The organism is Limosilactobacillus reuteri subsp. porcinus, from assembly GCF_036621895.1.
In the GTDB taxonomy this organism is placed as follows: domain Bacteria; phylum Bacillota; class Bacilli; order Lactobacillales; family Lactobacillaceae; genus Limosilactobacillus; species Limosilactobacillus reuteri_J.
Window position 1 is genome coordinate 1 of sequence record NZ_LN887397.1, and the last position, 15,087, is coordinate 15,087.

Below are 15,087 nucleotides of genomic sequence, written 5' to 3' on the forward strand. Positions count from 1 at the left end.
CTTAATTTTACAAACCGCGTAACATGAAGTGGTTCAAAAATTGGTCCAAGATACGACGAGCAGTCTTATCATCTCCCATTAACTGACCATCAGCACTGGCGATAAACTGGTCAATCATTTGCTGGTTGTTTTGGCTAATCGCTTGAACTGTTGCTGGATTATCTGCTGAGGCTTTTCCTTCGTCATCCGCCCAAATACGGGGATCTTTAAATTGTGGCTTGATCGTACAATATTTTGCCCCCGGTCGTGGAGCTTTCACCTTTACCGGATATTCTTCATTAACCAATTGGCAAAATTTCATTAATACTTCCTGATCATTTCCAGATAGAGCTAACAATAAGTAGACAAGATCATTGAAATCCTCAGTTGATGAAAAATCATCATTATCGTTAAGGGTTTCCTTAAATTCTGCTTGGTGGCTAGCAATTATCTGCAAATAATTTTTAAGTTTTTCGTTTTCAGCAGATGAGATTGGCCGGTATAAATTAAATGAAAAAACATTCTGCATTAACCAAGTACGTTGTGGATCAACCAAAAAAGGCATTTCATTTAGAAAGTTAATGGCAACTTGACTAAACTTACCCTCGCCTAATTTGTCAGTAAAGACTGGCAAACCAGTTTCCTCTTCTACATAATAGGTAGTATGTTTTATTATCAATCTTTACCAGACTAAGCTGCCACCGTCGTAAAGGTTTTTGGCTAATCTTACCAGTATTATTATAAGGTAGTCGATCAGCCAGGCCAGGACTATAAAATAACTGTGCCATGATGATTGCTCCTTTATTTTTGAATGTGTGAGAAATGAATTTTATTCGCGCTCTATAAAAGAAAGCGAAGGGAATATCATCTATAGTTTACAGTTGTAAGAATGTCCAAGCAAGTTATGATCCCTGAACATTAATCCACAGTTTTAGCAATTTTTTGATAGTATTAACCATTTTACTTAAATCGATATTGGGCAATTTTTTGCAAATAACGTTGGCGGCGTTGCGGGGATGACCAGGAAATCCCGCCAAAGTTAAGCCACTTCCGATGCTCAAAGCCAAGTTGTTTCAAGGTTGTATTAACAAATACTCGCTGAATATCATCCCCACAGAAAAACCGCAAGTACCAAGTTGGCGAAGTTGAAGTAGTTAATACATAGCAATGCTGGACGTTCGTCAATAGCCCTTTAATTCCGGTCCTGGTTACCGTATGGGAGAGATCGGAGCCCTCTTTCATCACCTTATCAATAACCCCTTTTAACATTCCGGGAATACTATTCCACCAGCAAGGAGTTATAAAAATCACTGTCCGACATGATTTTAAGAGTTCTAAATATTTGCGCACCAAGGGATCAACTGTCCCTCCTTGATGATACAATGAAAGTTCTTCCGCAGAATAAGTAGGATCAAAATATTCCGCATAAAGGTCAATTAATTGAACCAATTAGTCGAAAAAAGTTAGAAATTAACGTTTGACCATCGAGTTCATGTTGGATTTGAGTTATACTTTTTATTGTGCAAGACCCCTTTATACTTTGTTTTTGGTTATTTAAAGTATAGTCCAAAGGGGCTTGCTTTTTTAATTTTTCGTAGAAAAAACTGATAACCTCACCTGTTTGACATGGTTATCAGCTTTCAAGTTTCAGTTATAAACGAATAATTTGGATCGTTCGCAAATGACGCGTGAGTTTACTATCCGCTTCCAATTGAGCAAGCGTCCGCGATAATGTTTCGGGAGTTGTCCCAAGGTATGAAGAAAGGTCCTTGAGTTTCAAGGGTAGCTTAACTTTCGAACTCTGTTGATCAACCATCAATTGTTTCAGATAAGTCACTACCCGTTCTTCAATGTTTGGCAGTCCCATCAGCCGTGTTTGCTGACGAAGACTTTCAATCATTACTGCCTGTCCTGCCATTAGTTTTAAGGCAATTTCGCTTTGGTGGTGAATCAACTGGATAAAGTCTTGCCGATTAAGAATACAGATATCACTGTCTGTAGTCATTTCTACATAACTACTATGGTTGGCAACCCCCAGGAGCCAGGTTTCACCAACATAATCACCTGTCTTCAGCATTCGTTGCACCCGTTCTTCACCATCTTCACTTAGTTGGTACATTCGACCATGGCCACTTTTTATAATCACTAACCGGTCATCCATGTCTGGACTCACAACAATTGTTCCGCGCTTAATACGCTGGTGATGAACCAGCTGTTCCACTTGGCGCTGGCTTTCTAAACTTAACTGATTAAAGAGCGGAACCAGGTGAACACAAAGTTCTTCTTTCATTAGAGTATCCTCCATCATTTAATGTTAGAAGTCATCATCATCTTCTTCAGTATACAACCCCGTCCGTAAATCATGCCCCAAGAAGCGCTGGGTTAAAGCAATTTGCTTTTTGATCCATGACAATAATTCCGTTAAATCTACTGCTAATTCGGGCCATTCTTCTTTATTGCCAAGAGCAATGGCCTTCGTGATAAAGAGAATCTGCGTGTCAAAATCCTTTACCAAGGCAAATAATTGGTCATCCCCTGGCAAATACTTATCAGCACCTCTTTCTTCTAGCATGGTAAATTCACGAAACTGATCCGTCGTCGTTGGGATACTCTCACCATTCTGAACTAGCAGCTGATTCAGGTGATTAAATGCTTCCTGTTCATGCGCAATCCAATCATCGCCATATTGAGATAAAAACAATGCCGCATTCCCTTTCGTAAACAGCTTTGCCTGACTAATCTTTAGTGAATGAATTAATAAGTTGGCAATGATATGACCCGTCATCGCCCCTGCCGTTGGTGTATGGTGATCAATATCGCTCTGTTTTAGTTCCTGTTGATACTGTTCTTCACTAGTCATCTGATAGCTCCTTTACCTTAATTTCCTGAACCGTGTATCCCATTTTTTCAATATTTGCTTGAACATCATCGGGTGAAGCTTTGGCCAAATCTAGTGTAAATTTAACCTTTCCCGCATTGAACAGTACCTTCACGTCATCGGTCCCGTCAATGGTTTCAACACTTTTTTGAATCTTAGTTAGGCATGACGGACAAGTTAAACCATCAAGTTTCATCATTACTTTTTCCATGGTTATCACTCCTTTGTTATTTTCATTGTAATTTAGCCACCGTAAATAAAAATTGATTGTCATCAATTTTGAGAAATTTGTTTCATCAACCGCATACTGTTCAAAATAACAATCAGAATACTAAGCTCATGAATCAGCATTCCTGATGCCATTTCGATATAGCCAACAAAAAGTCCAATAAACAATAGCACTACCGTCAGTAAGGCAATCAAGATGTTTTCATTCATATTGGTGATGGTTCGCCGTGCCAAGCGAAAACTGGTGACTAGACTATTCAGATCTGATTTCACAAGTACTAGGTCGGCTACATCCATTGCAACATCAGTACCGGAACCCATTGCCACTGCAACATCAGCTGCGGAGAGTGCCGGACTATCATTAATCCCGTCACCAATAAATGCGATCCGATGACCGTCAGCCTGTTGCTGTTTGAGATGGTCAGCTTTCCCTTGAGGAAGCATCGCTGCGTGAACTTCATCGATTGGCAGGTTAGCTGCGATCTGATGAGCGGTTCCTTCATTATCGCCAGTCAACATTATGAGTCGTTTGACCCCTAACGCTTTTAATTGTCGTAACGCCGATTGTGCCTGTGATCGTAACTGATCTTTAATACCAAAGATTGCCAATTCATGGTGATCCATGCTGGCAAAAATAACAATCGAATTTCCATCACTTGTCAGTTGATCAATGAGTTGGTCGAGAGTTGAACTGGTACCTAATAGGTCTTTAATCAGGGTTGGATTACCTAATAAGTACTCACCTTCACCAATTTTCGCTCGGATTCCCTGTCCCTTAATCGTTTGAATATCGGTTGGCTGATAATCGTGCTTCCTATCTAGCTTGCCAATTGCTTGTGCCAACGGGTGGTCCGATCGTTGTTCAACTGCTACCGCTTGATCAATAATCGTCTGTCGGTCTCCGTTCAGAACATTAACACTAGTAACAACCGGCTTCCCGACAGTTAAGGTACCCGTCTTATCAAAGGCAATCGTGTCAATATGCTTCATCCGGTCCATAGCATCGGAACCCTTAAAGAGAATCCCCTGACGAGCACCATTACCGATTCCAGCAACAGTAGATGCAGGGACACCAATCACAAGCGCACCTGGACAGCCAAGAACCATTACGGTAATTGCTAACCGCACGTCTCGTGTAATCAAGCCAACCATAATTGCTACCAATAGCACAACTGGCGTGTAATAACGGGCGAAGCGATCAATAAAGCGTTGCGTCTTCGTTTGCGAATCCTGAGCTTCTTCCACTAGTTCAATAATTTTACCGAACGTAGTATCTTCGCCTGCCGCGGTAGTATTCACCGTCACCGTCCCATTCTCCAAAATGGTTCCCGCAAAAACTGCATCTCCAGGATGTTTCTTAACTAACCGAGACTCCCCAGTAATACTGGCTTCATTTAGAACGGCAGTCCCAGTCTTGATCGTGCCATCGACTGGAACCTGATTTCCAGTCTTAATTAAGACCATGTCCCCCGGATCAATGAAGTCCACATCCTCATCACTGGTATTGCCATCTTCATCAATCACCACCGCGGTTTGAGGAGCAAGTTCGGTTAGCTGCTTAATTGCCGACCGTGTCTTCCTTAAAGTAGCGTTTTCTAATACCTCACCAACCATAAAAAGCCAGGTAACAATCGCCGCTTCGTTATATTCGCCAATGATAAAAGCACCGATCACCGCAATACTGACGAGAACATCAATCGATATCAGCCGTACCTCTAATGATGAGATGGCTGTGAATAAAATCGGCAATAGACCGATGACCCCTGCAATGGCCATTAGGATCTGATACATTAAGTTATTTGAGCTGATAAAGCGAAAAGCTTCTGCCAGAATTAATAAAACGGTCAAGCCGATCACCAATGCTTGCCGTTGCTCAGTCAGGAATCGTTGTACTTTGAACATATCGGCACCTCCTTTTACTGTCCTTAGTATAAGAAAAGAAGCCAGTAAGTTACTTGACCGTCATCAAGTTTGGTAATTTAAAAAGCCTCATAATTGGATTAACCAAATATAAGGCTTGATACGTGTTTCTACTTATTTAATTTGCTAATGATTTCATTAATTAAATATTTGATTTAGTTTGAATCAGTCCAGCAAGATATTTACCATCATCAATACTCATTGTGGATCGATGATTCAGCCAAAAGAGAAGTAACTTGATAATACTGTCCACATACAGTGTTTGAAAAAACTTATAGAGAGGGACCTTTTGAATTTCTGCTCTAGTCGTGTTGAATAAGTACGGAGCTCGTTCAAGAAATTCATCGTTTGCCAAGTTAATAATCGCATGGTATAGATTAATATCGCCATTGTCCGATAATAAGACAGCCAATATATCTTTATGATCATCACAATATTTAAGGGTCACATTAAAAGCAGAGTTAGCTAATTCCATAATTTTTTGTTCTGATGCATTATGAGTATCTTCTAGTGATGTCCGGTCTTTTTGCAGCGCATTTTTCAAGCTAGTGAGGATATTCGTCTCTACCCAGTGGATAAAATCCTTCTTATTTTTAAAATAATTATAAAAGGTCTTCTTACTAACTTCGGCTTGATTAATAATATCGATAGTTCGACATTCACTTAACTTTTGTGTTGATAAAACCTTAATTAATCCATTGAGGATTCGGTTTTTAGTATTGATTGTCCGAACGTCCATTTATCCTTGCCACTCCTATTCCATATGACTAAGCGTTTTCATTATAGACGGTCGGCAATATTATTACATTAAATCTCGGTTTTCTTACACGCTCAGTTTACATTTTTACTCATTTATTCTGTAATAGCGTCCCTAACTTTATTAAACATAAACCAATAACAGCCCCGATGAAAAGAACTAATTTTAATATTCAAGTACTGGGGTTCTTACTTCATAGCAGGCAGTCAAAATTCATTAAACCAGCGTCGCACCCAGTGAATTCTTAAAATGGTCAAGCGCCCACTCCTGACCATGCTTGGTAAAGGTGGCGACCCCCTTAACCGGAATCGTAATCTGGTAGTTCAAATTATAGGCGGCAATTGCGGTGTGCAGGACACAGATATCGGTGCAAACACCTGTAATCCACAAGTTATCAATTTTTCGTTCTCGCAGGTAGTTATCAAGATTAGTATTTTGAAATGATGAATAGCGGTTCTTATTAAACTGGTAAACCCGGTCACTGGCCTGATGTTGTTCAAACCAGTCATTAACCTTGCCGTATAGCTGTTGACCAGGCGTACCGACCACGTTATGTGGCGGGAAGAGTTTAGCTTCTGGACTAAACCGGTCCCTACAATGGGCATCAGTCGGGAAAATTACGTAGTCGCCATTTTGGTAAAAACGGTTGGCCAGCTGAACCAAATAATCTTCTAATTCCTGCGCTGGCTTGCCACAAGTAAGCGCACCATTGTCAGCGACAAAATCGTTTGTATAATCAATAATTAATAATGCTTTAGTCATTGCTAACTCCTTATTTTTGTGCCTCATCAACCAGCTTTTGTTGCAAGTCAGCTAACCGCTTGGTTAAATAAACCGGGAAGCGGTCCGGATTAAGCAACCGCTTAGTAGCCGCCGGCAGCTGCGCTAATTCGGTCTGCGCAAAATGCTGGATGGCAAAAGTGTCGGTTTCAATTGGCGCCGCTTTTTCCAGTGTCAAAACTTGCTTAAGCAGTGGCTTAGCAATGAAGTTGGTTAGAATCATTTTCTTCCGGGTGACGTGAACGTCAGCATTGATTGCCGCAATTTCGGTTCCAATCTGCTCGTCAGCCAGGGCAATTACATCGGCAACAGCGTGTTGGGGATCATGCTTATCGTAGAGCCGGTAAACCTGCTTATTCCCAGGGAGCGTAATCTTTTCGCGACTATTACTAATCTTGATCTTTGGCACCCATTTGCCATCATTTTCTAGTGCCGACATTTTATAAACACCGCTTAATACTGGACTGGATGAACTGGTAATTAGTCGCTCACCGATCCCAAAGTTATCCAGCGGTGCCCCTTCATCAAGCAATGACTTAACAATGTGGGCATCAAGGGCGTTTGAAGCAGTAATCTTAGCGTTGGTAAAACCAGCCTCGTCCATCATCTTCCGGGCCTTGGTTGCCAACTGGGTAATATCACCAGAATCGATGCGGATACCAACCGGTTCGTGGCCAGCTGCCCGCAATTCCTTAAAGACTTTAATTGCGTTCGGTACCCCAGAGTTAACCACATCGTAGGTATCAACTAACAGGGCAGCATTGTCAGGGTAAATTTTTGCCCAGGCACGAAAGGCCGTTAATTCATCAGGAAAGCTTTCAATCCAGGCGTGGGCCATCGTCCCCACCGCCGGAAGGTTAAACAGCTTGGCAGCTAGCACATTGGAGGTACTACTGCACCCACCAATAATGGCAGCCCGCGCACCATATATTGCGGCATCAGGCCCCTGCGCCCGTCGTGCACCAAATTCCATTACTGGGCGTCCGCCAGTAACGCTGGTGATCTGCCATGCCTTCGTTGCAATCAATGATTGGTGGTTAATGATGTTTAAGATCAGGGTTTCAAGAAGTTGGACATCAATTAGTGGGCCACTAATACTAAGAATTGGTTCCTGTGGGAAGACTGGCGTACCTTCTGGGATTGCCTTAATTGAGCAGCGGTTGTGAGCTGCCGTCAAGTAAAAGAGAAAGTCGTCACTAAAGTGGTTAAGGGACCGCAGATAAGCAATGTCATCAGTTGAAAAGTGCCAGTTCTTAACTTCATCAATTACTTGCATCAATCCAGCACTAATCACAAAACTGCCATCATCGGGCGCCTTACGGTAAAAGACGTCGAAGCGCGCCTGCTTATCGTGGGGAAGTGTTTGATAATAACCGTTGGCCATTGAAAACTCATACATGTCGGTTAATAATTCATGCTTCATTATTAAATAACTCCTAACAAATTTAGGTAAAAAATACTTTAACTACCGCAAAAATAAAAGTATATTGAACTTTTATCATCACTGATTGTAGCACTTTTATTTTTAGACGCAAGGTAGTGCCAGTTTAAATAACTTTGGTGGCCGGCCTGACCGCTTTGTTGCGGCGGTACCAACTTCCTTAAACAGTTTTTGGTGGGTCTTTTTAAAATTAGAATTATCAATTTGATCGACCGTTGTTTGGCGGAAAGTAGCATAAACTTCGCGGGCTTGCCGAAGGGTAAAAGTCGGTCCTAAGATCTGTAAAATGGTTGGCTGGTAGTCCAGTTTATTTTTAATTCGTACAATGGCCGTATTAATAATTTGGTGGTGGTCAAATGCTAGCGCCGACCCTGTAGCCAAACTCAAAACTAAGTCACCATTTTGCAAGATAAACTTCCCGTGGTCAAAGTTAAGACTAAACCACCCGACTTCGGTTGCTCCGTACCCGGCCCTCAGTTGCGGCATTGTCGGTAAGAAAGTCATGTAGGCAATCGCCAAGGCCCGCTCACCGCTTACCCGGTCGGGATCGGTGAAGGTTGCCAACTGTTCGGTAGCACTGTTTGATAGACGAACACCCATTTTATCCTTAATCAGGCGGATACAGGCAGCGTCAGCACTTTCATCCCGCCGCAATAGGGTTTCTGGTAAAGCCCAGTGGCCCTCAAATGGCGGATAAGCCCGTTTGACCAGCAGGACTTGTGGTAAATGGGTCAGGGGATTAAAACTCCAAATAATATTTGCAATCGTAATTAGCGGACGCGCAACAACTTTGTCAGCCATCTCTTTCACCTTACAAAATATTATAGCGCAATCAAGAATCACAATAATAAAAAAATCGACAACTAAGGACGGCCTTAGTTATTGATTTAATCTAAATTAACTTCTTTAATTCAGCAATTGCTTTTTCGTAGTCTGGTTCATCAGTTAATTCAGTTACAATTTGCCGGTAAACAACCTTCCCATCCGGATCAAGAATCCAGACTGACCGCGCAAGGATTCCTTCATCTGGTATTAACAGCTTTGATTCGTAACCAAAGGATTCTTCCTTGTCAGAAACCAATTCCATGTTTTTGACACCTTCAGCGGCACACCACTTCTGTTGATCTTCAGTCGTGTTAGTTGAAATGGTCAGGAAATTAACCTCTGGGAATTGGTCCATTGTTGAGTTAAACCGCTGTGTTTGAATGCTACAAACCGGGGTGTTAATATCTGGAACAACGCTTAAGAGAGTTATTTTGCCAAGCAATTGCCGGGTCTTAACCTTGTCACCATTCTTATCAAAAACCTTGAAGTGTGGGAATTCGTCACCAACAGCTGGTGGATTGCCTACTAATTGCCGCTTTTCACCATTAATTGTGATTTCCATTCTTAGCAACTCCTTTTCTAATTTTAGTTAGGTACAGTATATCAAAAACGCAATTAAAAAGCATTGATTATACTCATTGTTTTAGAAAATTTATGAGCTGTGTGGCTAGGCAAGGTATCTTTTAACCTAAAATAGGCAGCGTTACCTTCTAAAAGGACTTAATGTGTTAACTAACTGCTTTTATATTTCAATACATCATACTAAGGTGAATTCTCCTAAATTTTATAAATTATGCAACTGCAAACACATAGAAACAATGCCTATAAATATTGATATACCAGTCATTTGAAGTACAACAGAAAAGTTAGACAAAGTTAAATAGTTAAACTCGTAAGGCATGGTTCCGGTATTCAACCGGTGTCATGCCTTTTGTTTTTAAAGAGATTCGTTGGTTATTGAAACGATATACATAGTTTAAGGAAAGCTTTTTGAACTCTCCAAAATCTTTACATGGCGTAAATCCATTAAATAATTCCGTTTTGTATAGGTGAAAGAAACTCTCAATGAGCGCATTGTCATGGCAATTGCCCTTACGGGACATGCTTTGAACAAAATGAAGATTAGCTAGTGTTTTGGCATAGTAAACCTGCTGATATTGCCATCCTTGATCTGAATGAATAATAGGATGGGCATTATCAGGTAATTTTTGCAGTAATTCATCAATAGTACTTTTGACTAGTTGTAGATTAGGATGATGACTTACTTGAAAAGCCAGTACTTCCTTACTAGCTTCATCAACCATAGCTGAAACATAAGCCCACTGTTGATTAGCTAGTCATATCTGAGTGATATCGATGTGGATGACTTGGTATGGTTTCGTTGCTGTAAAGGATTGTTGGAGAACATTCTGTGCAATTTTTCCAACAGTACCGCGATATGACGAATATTTACCATTACGGTGTTGGTTATACATACTTACTTGAACACCTAGCTGACGCATGATGCGGGTAACTGTGGCGTCGGCTAAGTGAATCCCGTCTTGATCAAGTAAAGCTTTCACGCGACGATAACCGTAGGTTCGTCGTCCGCGATAAAGCCCCTGCCTGCTAATCGCCAACACTCGTTGTTTAACTTGAGCGTATTTATCGTAAGGGTTAGCGATGCGCTTCCGCTCATCGTAATAAGTTGCTCTCAATAATGAGATTCTTTGGAGGAGCTTACCAACCGAGTGACGCTGTTTCTTAGGAAGCTTAGCTTGATGAGCCCTGATCTGATCCACTATTTGTGTTTTTTGTCGAGCTTTGAGGGTCCGAACAGGGCCAACGATTTTTTTAGAATATCCCGATCCATTTTGACGTCATACAATTCTTGTTTGGTTTGCGCCAATTCTTCCTTAAGTCGTTCAATCTCATTTTTATTGACTTGTTTCTTTAGCGCTTTCCGGTTTTTCTTTTTCGCTTTAGGTGGCCTACCTTTAGGATGAGGCTTTAATGCCTGGTAACCGCCTTGATGAAAATCTCGTTTCCAATGACTAATTTGATTAGGCAAGAGATCATATTTGGCTGCTACCATCGCCATTGATTCCTCATGAGTTTGATAGTAGTTTATCACGCTCAATTTGAAATCAGCACTAAAGGTTCGCTTCACGCGACGATGTTGAAGGCTGGTGATTCCTTGAAGTCTGGCTTGTTCAATCCAATACTGAATATAATGGTGACTAAGATGATATTTTTTAGCTAACTGGTATGAACTTAAGCCATCTGTTGCCCATTCACGAACAAGCTTTACCTTGAATTCAGAACTATATTTAGTCATAAAAAGTGCCCCACAATCGCTAGATCTTTAGTCAACCATACCAGTTGACAGATATCCTATTCGGCACTCAGTCTTTTTGGCTGGGTGCTATTTTTAAACATTCTGATCTTTATTAAACCTAATTTACAGCAAGTTCGTATTGCTTAATAGTAATGAGTAGTTAGAACATTCTTAAATTTATTAAGTATCTTTGGTTTATCAATGGTTATCCCTAATTTTTGTAAAATAAAGATTCTAACCATAAAGCCGAATATTTTTGTCATCTGCACTAACTTATAAGGATTAGATACCGCCATATTTTCTCTATCTCCGTGTGTTAGGAATACCCTTGTGTCTACAAGCTTTTCAATCCAATCATCTGTATTTCCAACGTGTTCAGATAATAGTTCTCTATAGGATTCAGGTAATCCCTCAATAAATTTGTTTATTTTATCCCTCAAAGTAAGACGTTCATTTCTAAAATACGATTCAATGCCTTGTGTATAATTGACAAGATCATTTTCAATTACCGACCTGTAGTTAACCGTTAACAAATAGTCATCCACCAGTAACTGTAACTCTTTAGAGGAACTCACCCAATTATTTATCACATTAAGCAACTCCGATTGGACATCATTATAGTCTAAAAAGAAAAGATTGGGACTATATTTATTATCTAGAAATTTTTATATTTAGGATTTAGAAATAGTTTTCTTTTCTTGTTTTCTTCTATATAGCAAACATCTTTTAAGCTCGCAGGTTCAGCAATAATTTCATACATTTCAATGATCTTTTGTATCAGTTGTAAAGTTTTATTTTCTGCTAAAGCTTGATCTGCCTCTAACATAAGAAATGTATTCATACGAATATTAAAGTTATGATTATAATTTTGTGGTTCTGAAGAGCTAGCATACCCTATTTTCAAAATATAATCGACATTATCGTATTTAATCTTTCCTATTTCGGTTGCTTTAGTAGTCTCAATAATAACCCCCAATCCTTTATCAGGAATTGAAAACTTCTGATTTGGAAACCAATAATTAAAATCTGTAGCCGAAAAATTAACTAATTTTGGAGAAAAACTATCATCTCTAAAATTATCAACAGAAAAATCAAAGAATTGAATCTTTTCAATACTTAATCCCGGATGATTGAAAGAACTACCTACTCTGTATCCAGTTCCGCGGATAATTTCCCCATATTCAGAAATCCCACAAATATCATATGGTGATGGACTATTAAATTGTTCAGTTTCATCACAAAAAGCAGGTGATATCTCGACTACAGATTCCTGACCAGCATTATATTTTAATAAACCGTAAGAGCCAGAATTTTGATTATCATTAAGAAACCAGCAAGCCTTTACCTTAAAATTTTGAAACATATTCATATCACTTATTTTATTTTTCATGAAAGCACCTTCATTCGTAATCATTATGTTTATGTGTATTTAAAATAATAATTTTTGTCATATATGTCGAGTATATAACTCTCCTGCGAATTTTCGACATTTTAACCGAATTAGCATAAATTCAATATTATTTTCGTCCACTCAATCCTTAGTACCAAACTGACCGATTTTGGTAAATGCCACAAACGCTACCATATCAACTGTTCCAACTCTTTTCACTACCCTAATCAACACGACCTGCCAAAATGGACATTCGTCTACTCGACTATCGAAATAGGACATAGAACACTCGACCCTCCAGCCCCAAATAGAAAAAGTGTACTAATTCCAATCATTCTGAAAGGAAAAAGTACACTTTTAATTATCCGTAAATGCCGCCATGACACGGTTTATGAGCTATTTTTCTGTCCGTTCCAGCACCGTAACACTCTCCACATGCGTCGTCTGTGGGAACTGGTCCACTGGCTGAATCGGCTTTGTTACATGGTAGCCTTGGTCAGCGAACCGCTTGATATCCCGAACTAAAGTAGCTGGGTTGCAGGAAACATAAATCACTTTCTTTGGTCCCATCTTACCAGTAGCTTCAATCAGGCTTTCCGCAAGACCTTTCCGCGGTGGATCAACGATGACAACATCTGGTTTGAGCCCTTCTGCTTGCCACTTAGCAAATTGTTCTTCGGCCTTACCAACAACAAACTTAGTATTCTTAATACCATTCCGTTTGGCATTATGTTTGGCATCTTCAATCGCCGCTGGAACAATTTCGACCCCGTAAACTTGCTTAGCATGCTTAGCTACTGCCAGGGAAATCGTGCCAATTCCACAATAGGCATCGATGACGGTTTGATTACCGTCCAAGCCTGCATTGTCGATGGCTGTTTGGTAAAGGCGTTCAGTCTGTTGCGGATTAACCTGGTAGAAGGATAATGGTGAAATTGCAAAATCAATCCCGAAGAGCTGATCATGAATTTCATCAGCACCCCATAATGTTTTATTCTTATCGCCGAGCAAGCGGTTCGTTCGCTTATCATTGATGTTTTGCACAATGCTTTTTACTTCTGGCACTCCGACAACGATACCATCCACGATTTGTTTTTCCATTGGCAGCCGCTTCGTATTCGTGACTAAGACTACCATCATTTCATGGCTGTAGTATCCCCGCCGAACCATTACTGTGCGAATCACACCTTTACCAGTTTGTTCATCATATGGTGTAATGTGGTATTGCCGTAATAAGTCACGGACAACCACAATGGCCTTATCAATTTCTGGATCCTGGATATAGAAATCTTCAATTGGTACTAAATTGTGGCTCCCCCGCTTATAAAAACCGGTTTCTAATTGACCACGAACCATTTTTACTGGTACTTGGGCCTTGTTGCGGTAATGATAAGGCTTTTCCATCCCCATCGTTGGCAAAACTTCAATCTCATCTAAGTGTGCTTTGGCCAATAATTCTTGAATTTGGTGTTGCTTGAATTTCAACTGGGCATCATATTTCAAATGACCAAGTGGCGCGATTCCCGTTTGAATGTACTTTTTATCCTTAACATTAACGCGGTCTGGACTCTTCGTATGCCAGTCCATTACCCGTCCCCAAGCAAAGTGGCTGGTTACCTTGGTGATCTTTACCGTAATCTTTTCACCAGGAAGGGCATTAGGAACAAAGACGGGAAAATCATCAATCTTAACGACCCCATTGCCCTCGTAAGATAAATCCACTACCTTCGCTGGATATTCTTCATTTTTATGTACTGGAATGTTTAATTTCAAAGTTATTCCTCCATTAATTTCAACGTTACAAACTTCTCCTATTATAACAAAACAAACGGCCAACTTCCTCTTTATGAAGCTGACCGTTTATGCTTTTACACAATGCTTTTCTAAAAAGTGCGCAATTTCTATCATTTCTTCTTCGGAATCGTCGGCTAAGGTTATTTGAACAACAAATGCCTCACCTTCATCTGCGTTTAAATGTAATTCCCAACTATTTTTCTTCAAGAATAATAATAAGCATAAATAGGCTGTTCTCTTATTGCCGTCAATAAAAATATGTTTTTTGGTTATCTTTTGTACTATATAGGCAGCTTTTAACCAAATCGATGGATATAGTTCACGATTAAAAACTGTCATTTGGGGTTGCTCAACTATAACAGATAAACCTTCAGGATATTGAATTCCCATATATTTTTGGCCTGTTCGTGTTAATACCTGATGATTCACCATTATAATTTCTTCTTTTGTTAAGTAAATCATTTATCTTTTAACCGTTCCATCAATTCTTTATTTTCATCAAATAACTGATTAATCATTGCTAATGTTTTATCATCAACTTGTTCTTTTTTCTTAAATGTTATTACTTTACCATCCGGCGATATTGTTTTCTCGTATTCATCACCAGGATTAGCATGCATTTTTTCTCGATCATTTTTAGTTAATCGCAATCCAAAAGAATTACCAGATTTGAAGAATTTTGAACTATTATTTAATTCTTGCATGTTATCACCTCGTAATCACATTATAACATATAGTGATTACGAGATGTCTATTATAATCGAGTAGGAGATAATTG

Annotated in this window: 20 protein-coding genes and 2 pseudogenes; all 22 read right to left on the reverse strand. The window is 39.8% G+C overall.

Translation table 11 applies throughout. The features are described 5' to 3' along the window. Positions 1-7: 7 nt before the first annotated feature. Positions 8-613 carry a hypothetical protein gene (locus tag AACL61_RS04905; protein ID WP_339111059.1) on the reverse strand — a complete coding sequence of 202 codons (606 nt, stop codon included), beginning with the start codon at positions 611-613 and terminating at the stop codon, positions 8-10. Further along, positions 597-767, reverse strand: coding sequence for a hypothetical protein (locus AACL61_RS04910; protein WP_339111060.1), 171 nt, complete (start codon positions 765-767; stop codon positions 597-599). The genes AACL61_RS04905 and AACL61_RS04910 overlap by 17 nt, the downstream gene beginning before the upstream one ends. 172 nt (positions 768-939) lie before the next feature. Continuing rightward, positions 940-1,422 (reverse strand): annotated as a pseudogene (locus AACL61_RS04915) (NAD(P)H-dependent oxidoreductase); the annotation flags it as partial. A 208-nt stretch (positions 1,423-1,630) separates the two neighbouring features. Beyond that, entirely contained in the window at positions 1,631-2,269 is a 639-nt protein-coding gene (locus AACL61_RS04920; protein WP_339111061.1) for a Crp/Fnr family transcriptional regulator, read from the reverse strand. 24 nt (positions 2,270-2,293) lie between these two features. Continuing rightward, positions 2,294-2,839 carry a DNA-binding protein gene (locus AACL61_RS04925; RefSeq protein ID WP_139561393.1) on the reverse strand — a complete coding sequence of 182 codons (546 nt, stop codon included), beginning with the start codon at positions 2,837-2,839 and terminating at the stop codon, positions 2,294-2,296. Further along, positions 2,832-3,068 (reverse strand): heavy-metal-associated domain-containing protein, encoded by a 237-nt coding sequence (locus AACL61_RS04930; protein ID WP_102816246.1) that lies wholly within the window; start codon positions 3,066-3,068, stop codon positions 2,832-2,834. Before AACL61_RS04930 ends, AACL61_RS04925 begins: the two co-directional genes overlap by 8 nt. A 62-nt stretch (positions 3,069-3,130) precedes the next feature. Beyond that, positions 3,131-4,987, reverse strand: coding sequence for a heavy metal translocating P-type ATPase (locus AACL61_RS04935; RefSeq protein WP_339111062.1), 1,857 nt, complete (start codon positions 4,985-4,987; stop codon positions 3,131-3,133). Positions 4,988-5,147: 160 nt separating this feature from the next. Next, positions 5,148-5,744: a TetR/AcrR family transcriptional regulator gene (locus tag AACL61_RS04940; RefSeq protein ID WP_339111063.1), complete on the reverse strand. Its 597-nt coding sequence runs from the start codon at positions 5,742-5,744 to the stop codon at positions 5,148-5,150. 234 nt (positions 5,745-5,978) lie between these two features. Beyond that, positions 5,979-6,524 (reverse strand): cysteine hydrolase family protein, encoded by a 546-nt coding sequence (locus AACL61_RS04945; protein ID WP_181462192.1) that lies wholly within the window; start codon positions 6,522-6,524, stop codon positions 5,979-5,981. A 10-nt stretch (positions 6,525-6,534) separates the two neighbouring features. Next, positions 6,535-7,965 carry a nicotinate phosphoribosyltransferase gene (locus tag AACL61_RS04950; RefSeq protein WP_339111064.1) on the reverse strand — a complete coding sequence of 477 codons (1,431 nt, stop codon included), beginning with the start codon at positions 7,963-7,965 and terminating at the stop codon, positions 6,535-6,537. Between the two features lie 102 nt (positions 7,966-8,067). Then, positions 8,068-8,784, reverse strand: coding sequence for an NUDIX hydrolase (locus AACL61_RS04955; RefSeq protein WP_339111065.1), 717 nt, complete (start codon positions 8,782-8,784; stop codon positions 8,068-8,070). A 91-nt stretch (positions 8,785-8,875) separates the two neighbouring features. Then, the gene (gene tpx / locus AACL61_RS04960; protein ID WP_003671718.1) at positions 8,876-9,370 is read right to left on the reverse strand and encodes a thiol peroxidase; all 495 of its coding nucleotides are present in this window, start codon (positions 9,368-9,370) and stop codon (positions 8,876-8,878) included. Positions 9,371-9,692: 322 nt separating this feature from the next. Continuing rightward, positions 9,693-9,911 carry an IS3 family transposase gene (locus AACL61_RS09900; protein ID WP_423245876.1) on the reverse strand — a complete coding sequence of 73 codons (219 nt, stop codon included), beginning with the start codon at positions 9,909-9,911 and terminating at the stop codon, positions 9,693-9,695. After that, positions 9,903-10,127: pseudogene (locus tag AACL61_RS09905) on the reverse strand (DDE-type integrase/transposase/recombinase); the annotation flags it as partial. The gene AACL61_RS09900 and the pseudogene AACL61_RS09905, both read right to left, overlap by 9 nt. 18 nt (positions 10,128-10,145) lie before the next feature. Further along, on the reverse strand, positions 10,146-10,589 hold the full coding sequence (locus AACL61_RS04970; RefSeq protein ID WP_231125402.1) for an IS3 family transposase: 444 nt from the start codon (positions 10,587-10,589) through the stop codon (positions 10,146-10,148). After that, positions 10,589-11,125 (reverse strand): helix-turn-helix domain-containing protein, encoded by a 537-nt coding sequence (locus AACL61_RS04975; protein ID WP_339111066.1) that lies wholly within the window; start codon positions 11,123-11,125, stop codon positions 10,589-10,591. The genes AACL61_RS04970 and AACL61_RS04975 overlap by 1 nt, the downstream gene beginning before the upstream one ends. A 143-nt stretch (positions 11,126-11,268) precedes the next feature. Then, complete coding sequence (locus tag AACL61_RS04980; protein WP_339111067.1) at positions 11,269-11,715, reverse strand: HEPN domain-containing protein; 447 nt, start codon at positions 11,713-11,715, stop codon at positions 11,269-11,271. A gap of 65 nt (positions 11,716-11,780) precedes the next feature. Beyond that, positions 11,781-12,515, reverse strand: a complete 735-nt coding sequence (locus AACL61_RS04985; RefSeq protein WP_339111068.1) for an ApeA N-terminal domain 1-containing protein — start codon at positions 12,513-12,515, stop codon at positions 11,781-11,783. Positions 12,516-12,656: 141 nt separating this feature from the next. After that, positions 12,657-12,797 carry a hypothetical protein gene (locus tag AACL61_RS04990; protein WP_339111069.1) on the reverse strand — a complete coding sequence of 47 codons (141 nt, stop codon included), beginning with the start codon at positions 12,795-12,797 and terminating at the stop codon, positions 12,657-12,659. Between the two features lie 114 nt (positions 12,798-12,911). Continuing rightward, on the reverse strand, positions 12,912-14,288 hold the full coding sequence (rlmD, locus tag AACL61_RS04995; RefSeq protein ID WP_339111070.1) for a 23S rRNA (uracil(1939)-C(5))-methyltransferase RlmD: 1,377 nt from the start codon (positions 14,286-14,288) through the stop codon (positions 12,912-12,914). 87 nt (positions 14,289-14,375) lie between these two features. Next, positions 14,376-14,771 (reverse strand): type II toxin-antitoxin system death-on-curing family toxin, encoded by a 396-nt coding sequence (locus tag AACL61_RS05000; RefSeq protein ID WP_086141294.1) that lies wholly within the window; start codon positions 14,769-14,771, stop codon positions 14,376-14,378. Beyond that, a complete protein-coding gene (locus AACL61_RS05005; protein ID WP_035168919.1) occupies positions 14,768-15,013 on the reverse strand; it encodes an AbrB/MazE/SpoVT family DNA-binding domain-containing protein in 246 nt (81 codons plus the stop codon). Before AACL61_RS05005 ends, AACL61_RS05000 begins: the two co-directional genes overlap by 4 nt. Between the last annotated feature and the right edge of the window lie 74 nt (positions 15,014-15,087).

Bases quoted from the DNA above. Each gene is read 5' to 3' on its own strand.
- AACL61_RS04910 (WP_339111060.1), bottom strand. From the start codon at position 767: ATGGCACAGTTATTTTATAGTCCTGGCCTGGCTGATCGACTACCTTAT.
- AACL61_RS04920 (WP_339111061.1), bottom strand. From the start codon at position 2,269: ATGAAAGAAGAACTTTGTGTTCACCTGGTTCCGCTCTTTAATCAGTTA.
- AACL61_RS04925 (WP_139561393.1), bottom strand. From the start codon at position 2,839: ATGACTAGTGAAGAACAGTATCAACAGGAACTAAAACAGAGCGATATT.
- AACL61_RS04930 (WP_102816246.1), bottom strand. From the start codon at position 3,068: ATGGAAAAAGTAATGATGAAACTTGATGGTTTAACTTGTCCGTCATGC.
- AACL61_RS04935 (WP_339111062.1), bottom strand. From the start codon at position 4,987: ATGTTCAAAGTACAACGATTCCTGACTGAGCAACGGCAAGCATTGGTG.
- AACL61_RS04940 (WP_339111063.1), bottom strand. From the start codon at position 5,744: ATGGACGTTCGGACAATCAATACTAAAAACCGAATCCTCAATGGATTA.
- AACL61_RS04945 (WP_181462192.1), bottom strand. From the start codon at position 6,524: ATGACTAAAGCATTATTAATTATTGATTATACAAACGATTTTGTCGCT.
- AACL61_RS04950 (WP_339111064.1), bottom strand. From the start codon at position 7,965: ATGAAGCATGAATTATTAACCGACATGTATGAGTTTTCAATGGCCAAC.
- AACL61_RS04955 (WP_339111065.1), bottom strand. From the start codon at position 8,784: ATGGCTGACAAAGTTGTTGCGCGTCCGCTAATTACGATTGCAAATATT.
- tpx (WP_003671718.1), bottom strand. From the start codon at position 9,370: ATGGAAATCACAATTAATGGTGAAAAGCGGCAATTAGTAGGCAATCCA.
- AACL61_RS09900 (WP_423245876.1), bottom strand. From the start codon at position 9,911: ATGTCCCGTAAGGGCAATTGCCATGACAATGCGCTCATTGAGAGTTTC.
- AACL61_RS04975 (WP_339111066.1), bottom strand. From the start codon at position 11,125: ATGACTAAATATAGTTCTGAATTCAAGGTAAAGCTTGTTCGTGAATGG.
- AACL61_RS04985 (WP_339111068.1), bottom strand. From the start codon at position 12,515: ATGAAAAATAAAATAAGTGATATGAATATGTTTCAAAATTTTAAGGTA.
- AACL61_RS04990 (WP_339111069.1), bottom strand. From the start codon at position 12,797: ATGTCCTATTTCGATAGTCGAGTAGACGAATGTCCATTTTGGCAGGTC.
- AACL61_RS05000 (WP_086141294.1), bottom strand. From the start codon at position 14,771: ATGATTTACTTAACAAAAGAAGAAATTATAATGGTGAATCATCAGGTA.
- AACL61_RS05005 (WP_035168919.1), bottom strand. From the start codon at position 15,013: ATGCAAGAATTAAATAATAGTTCAAAATTCTTCAAATCTGGTAATTCT.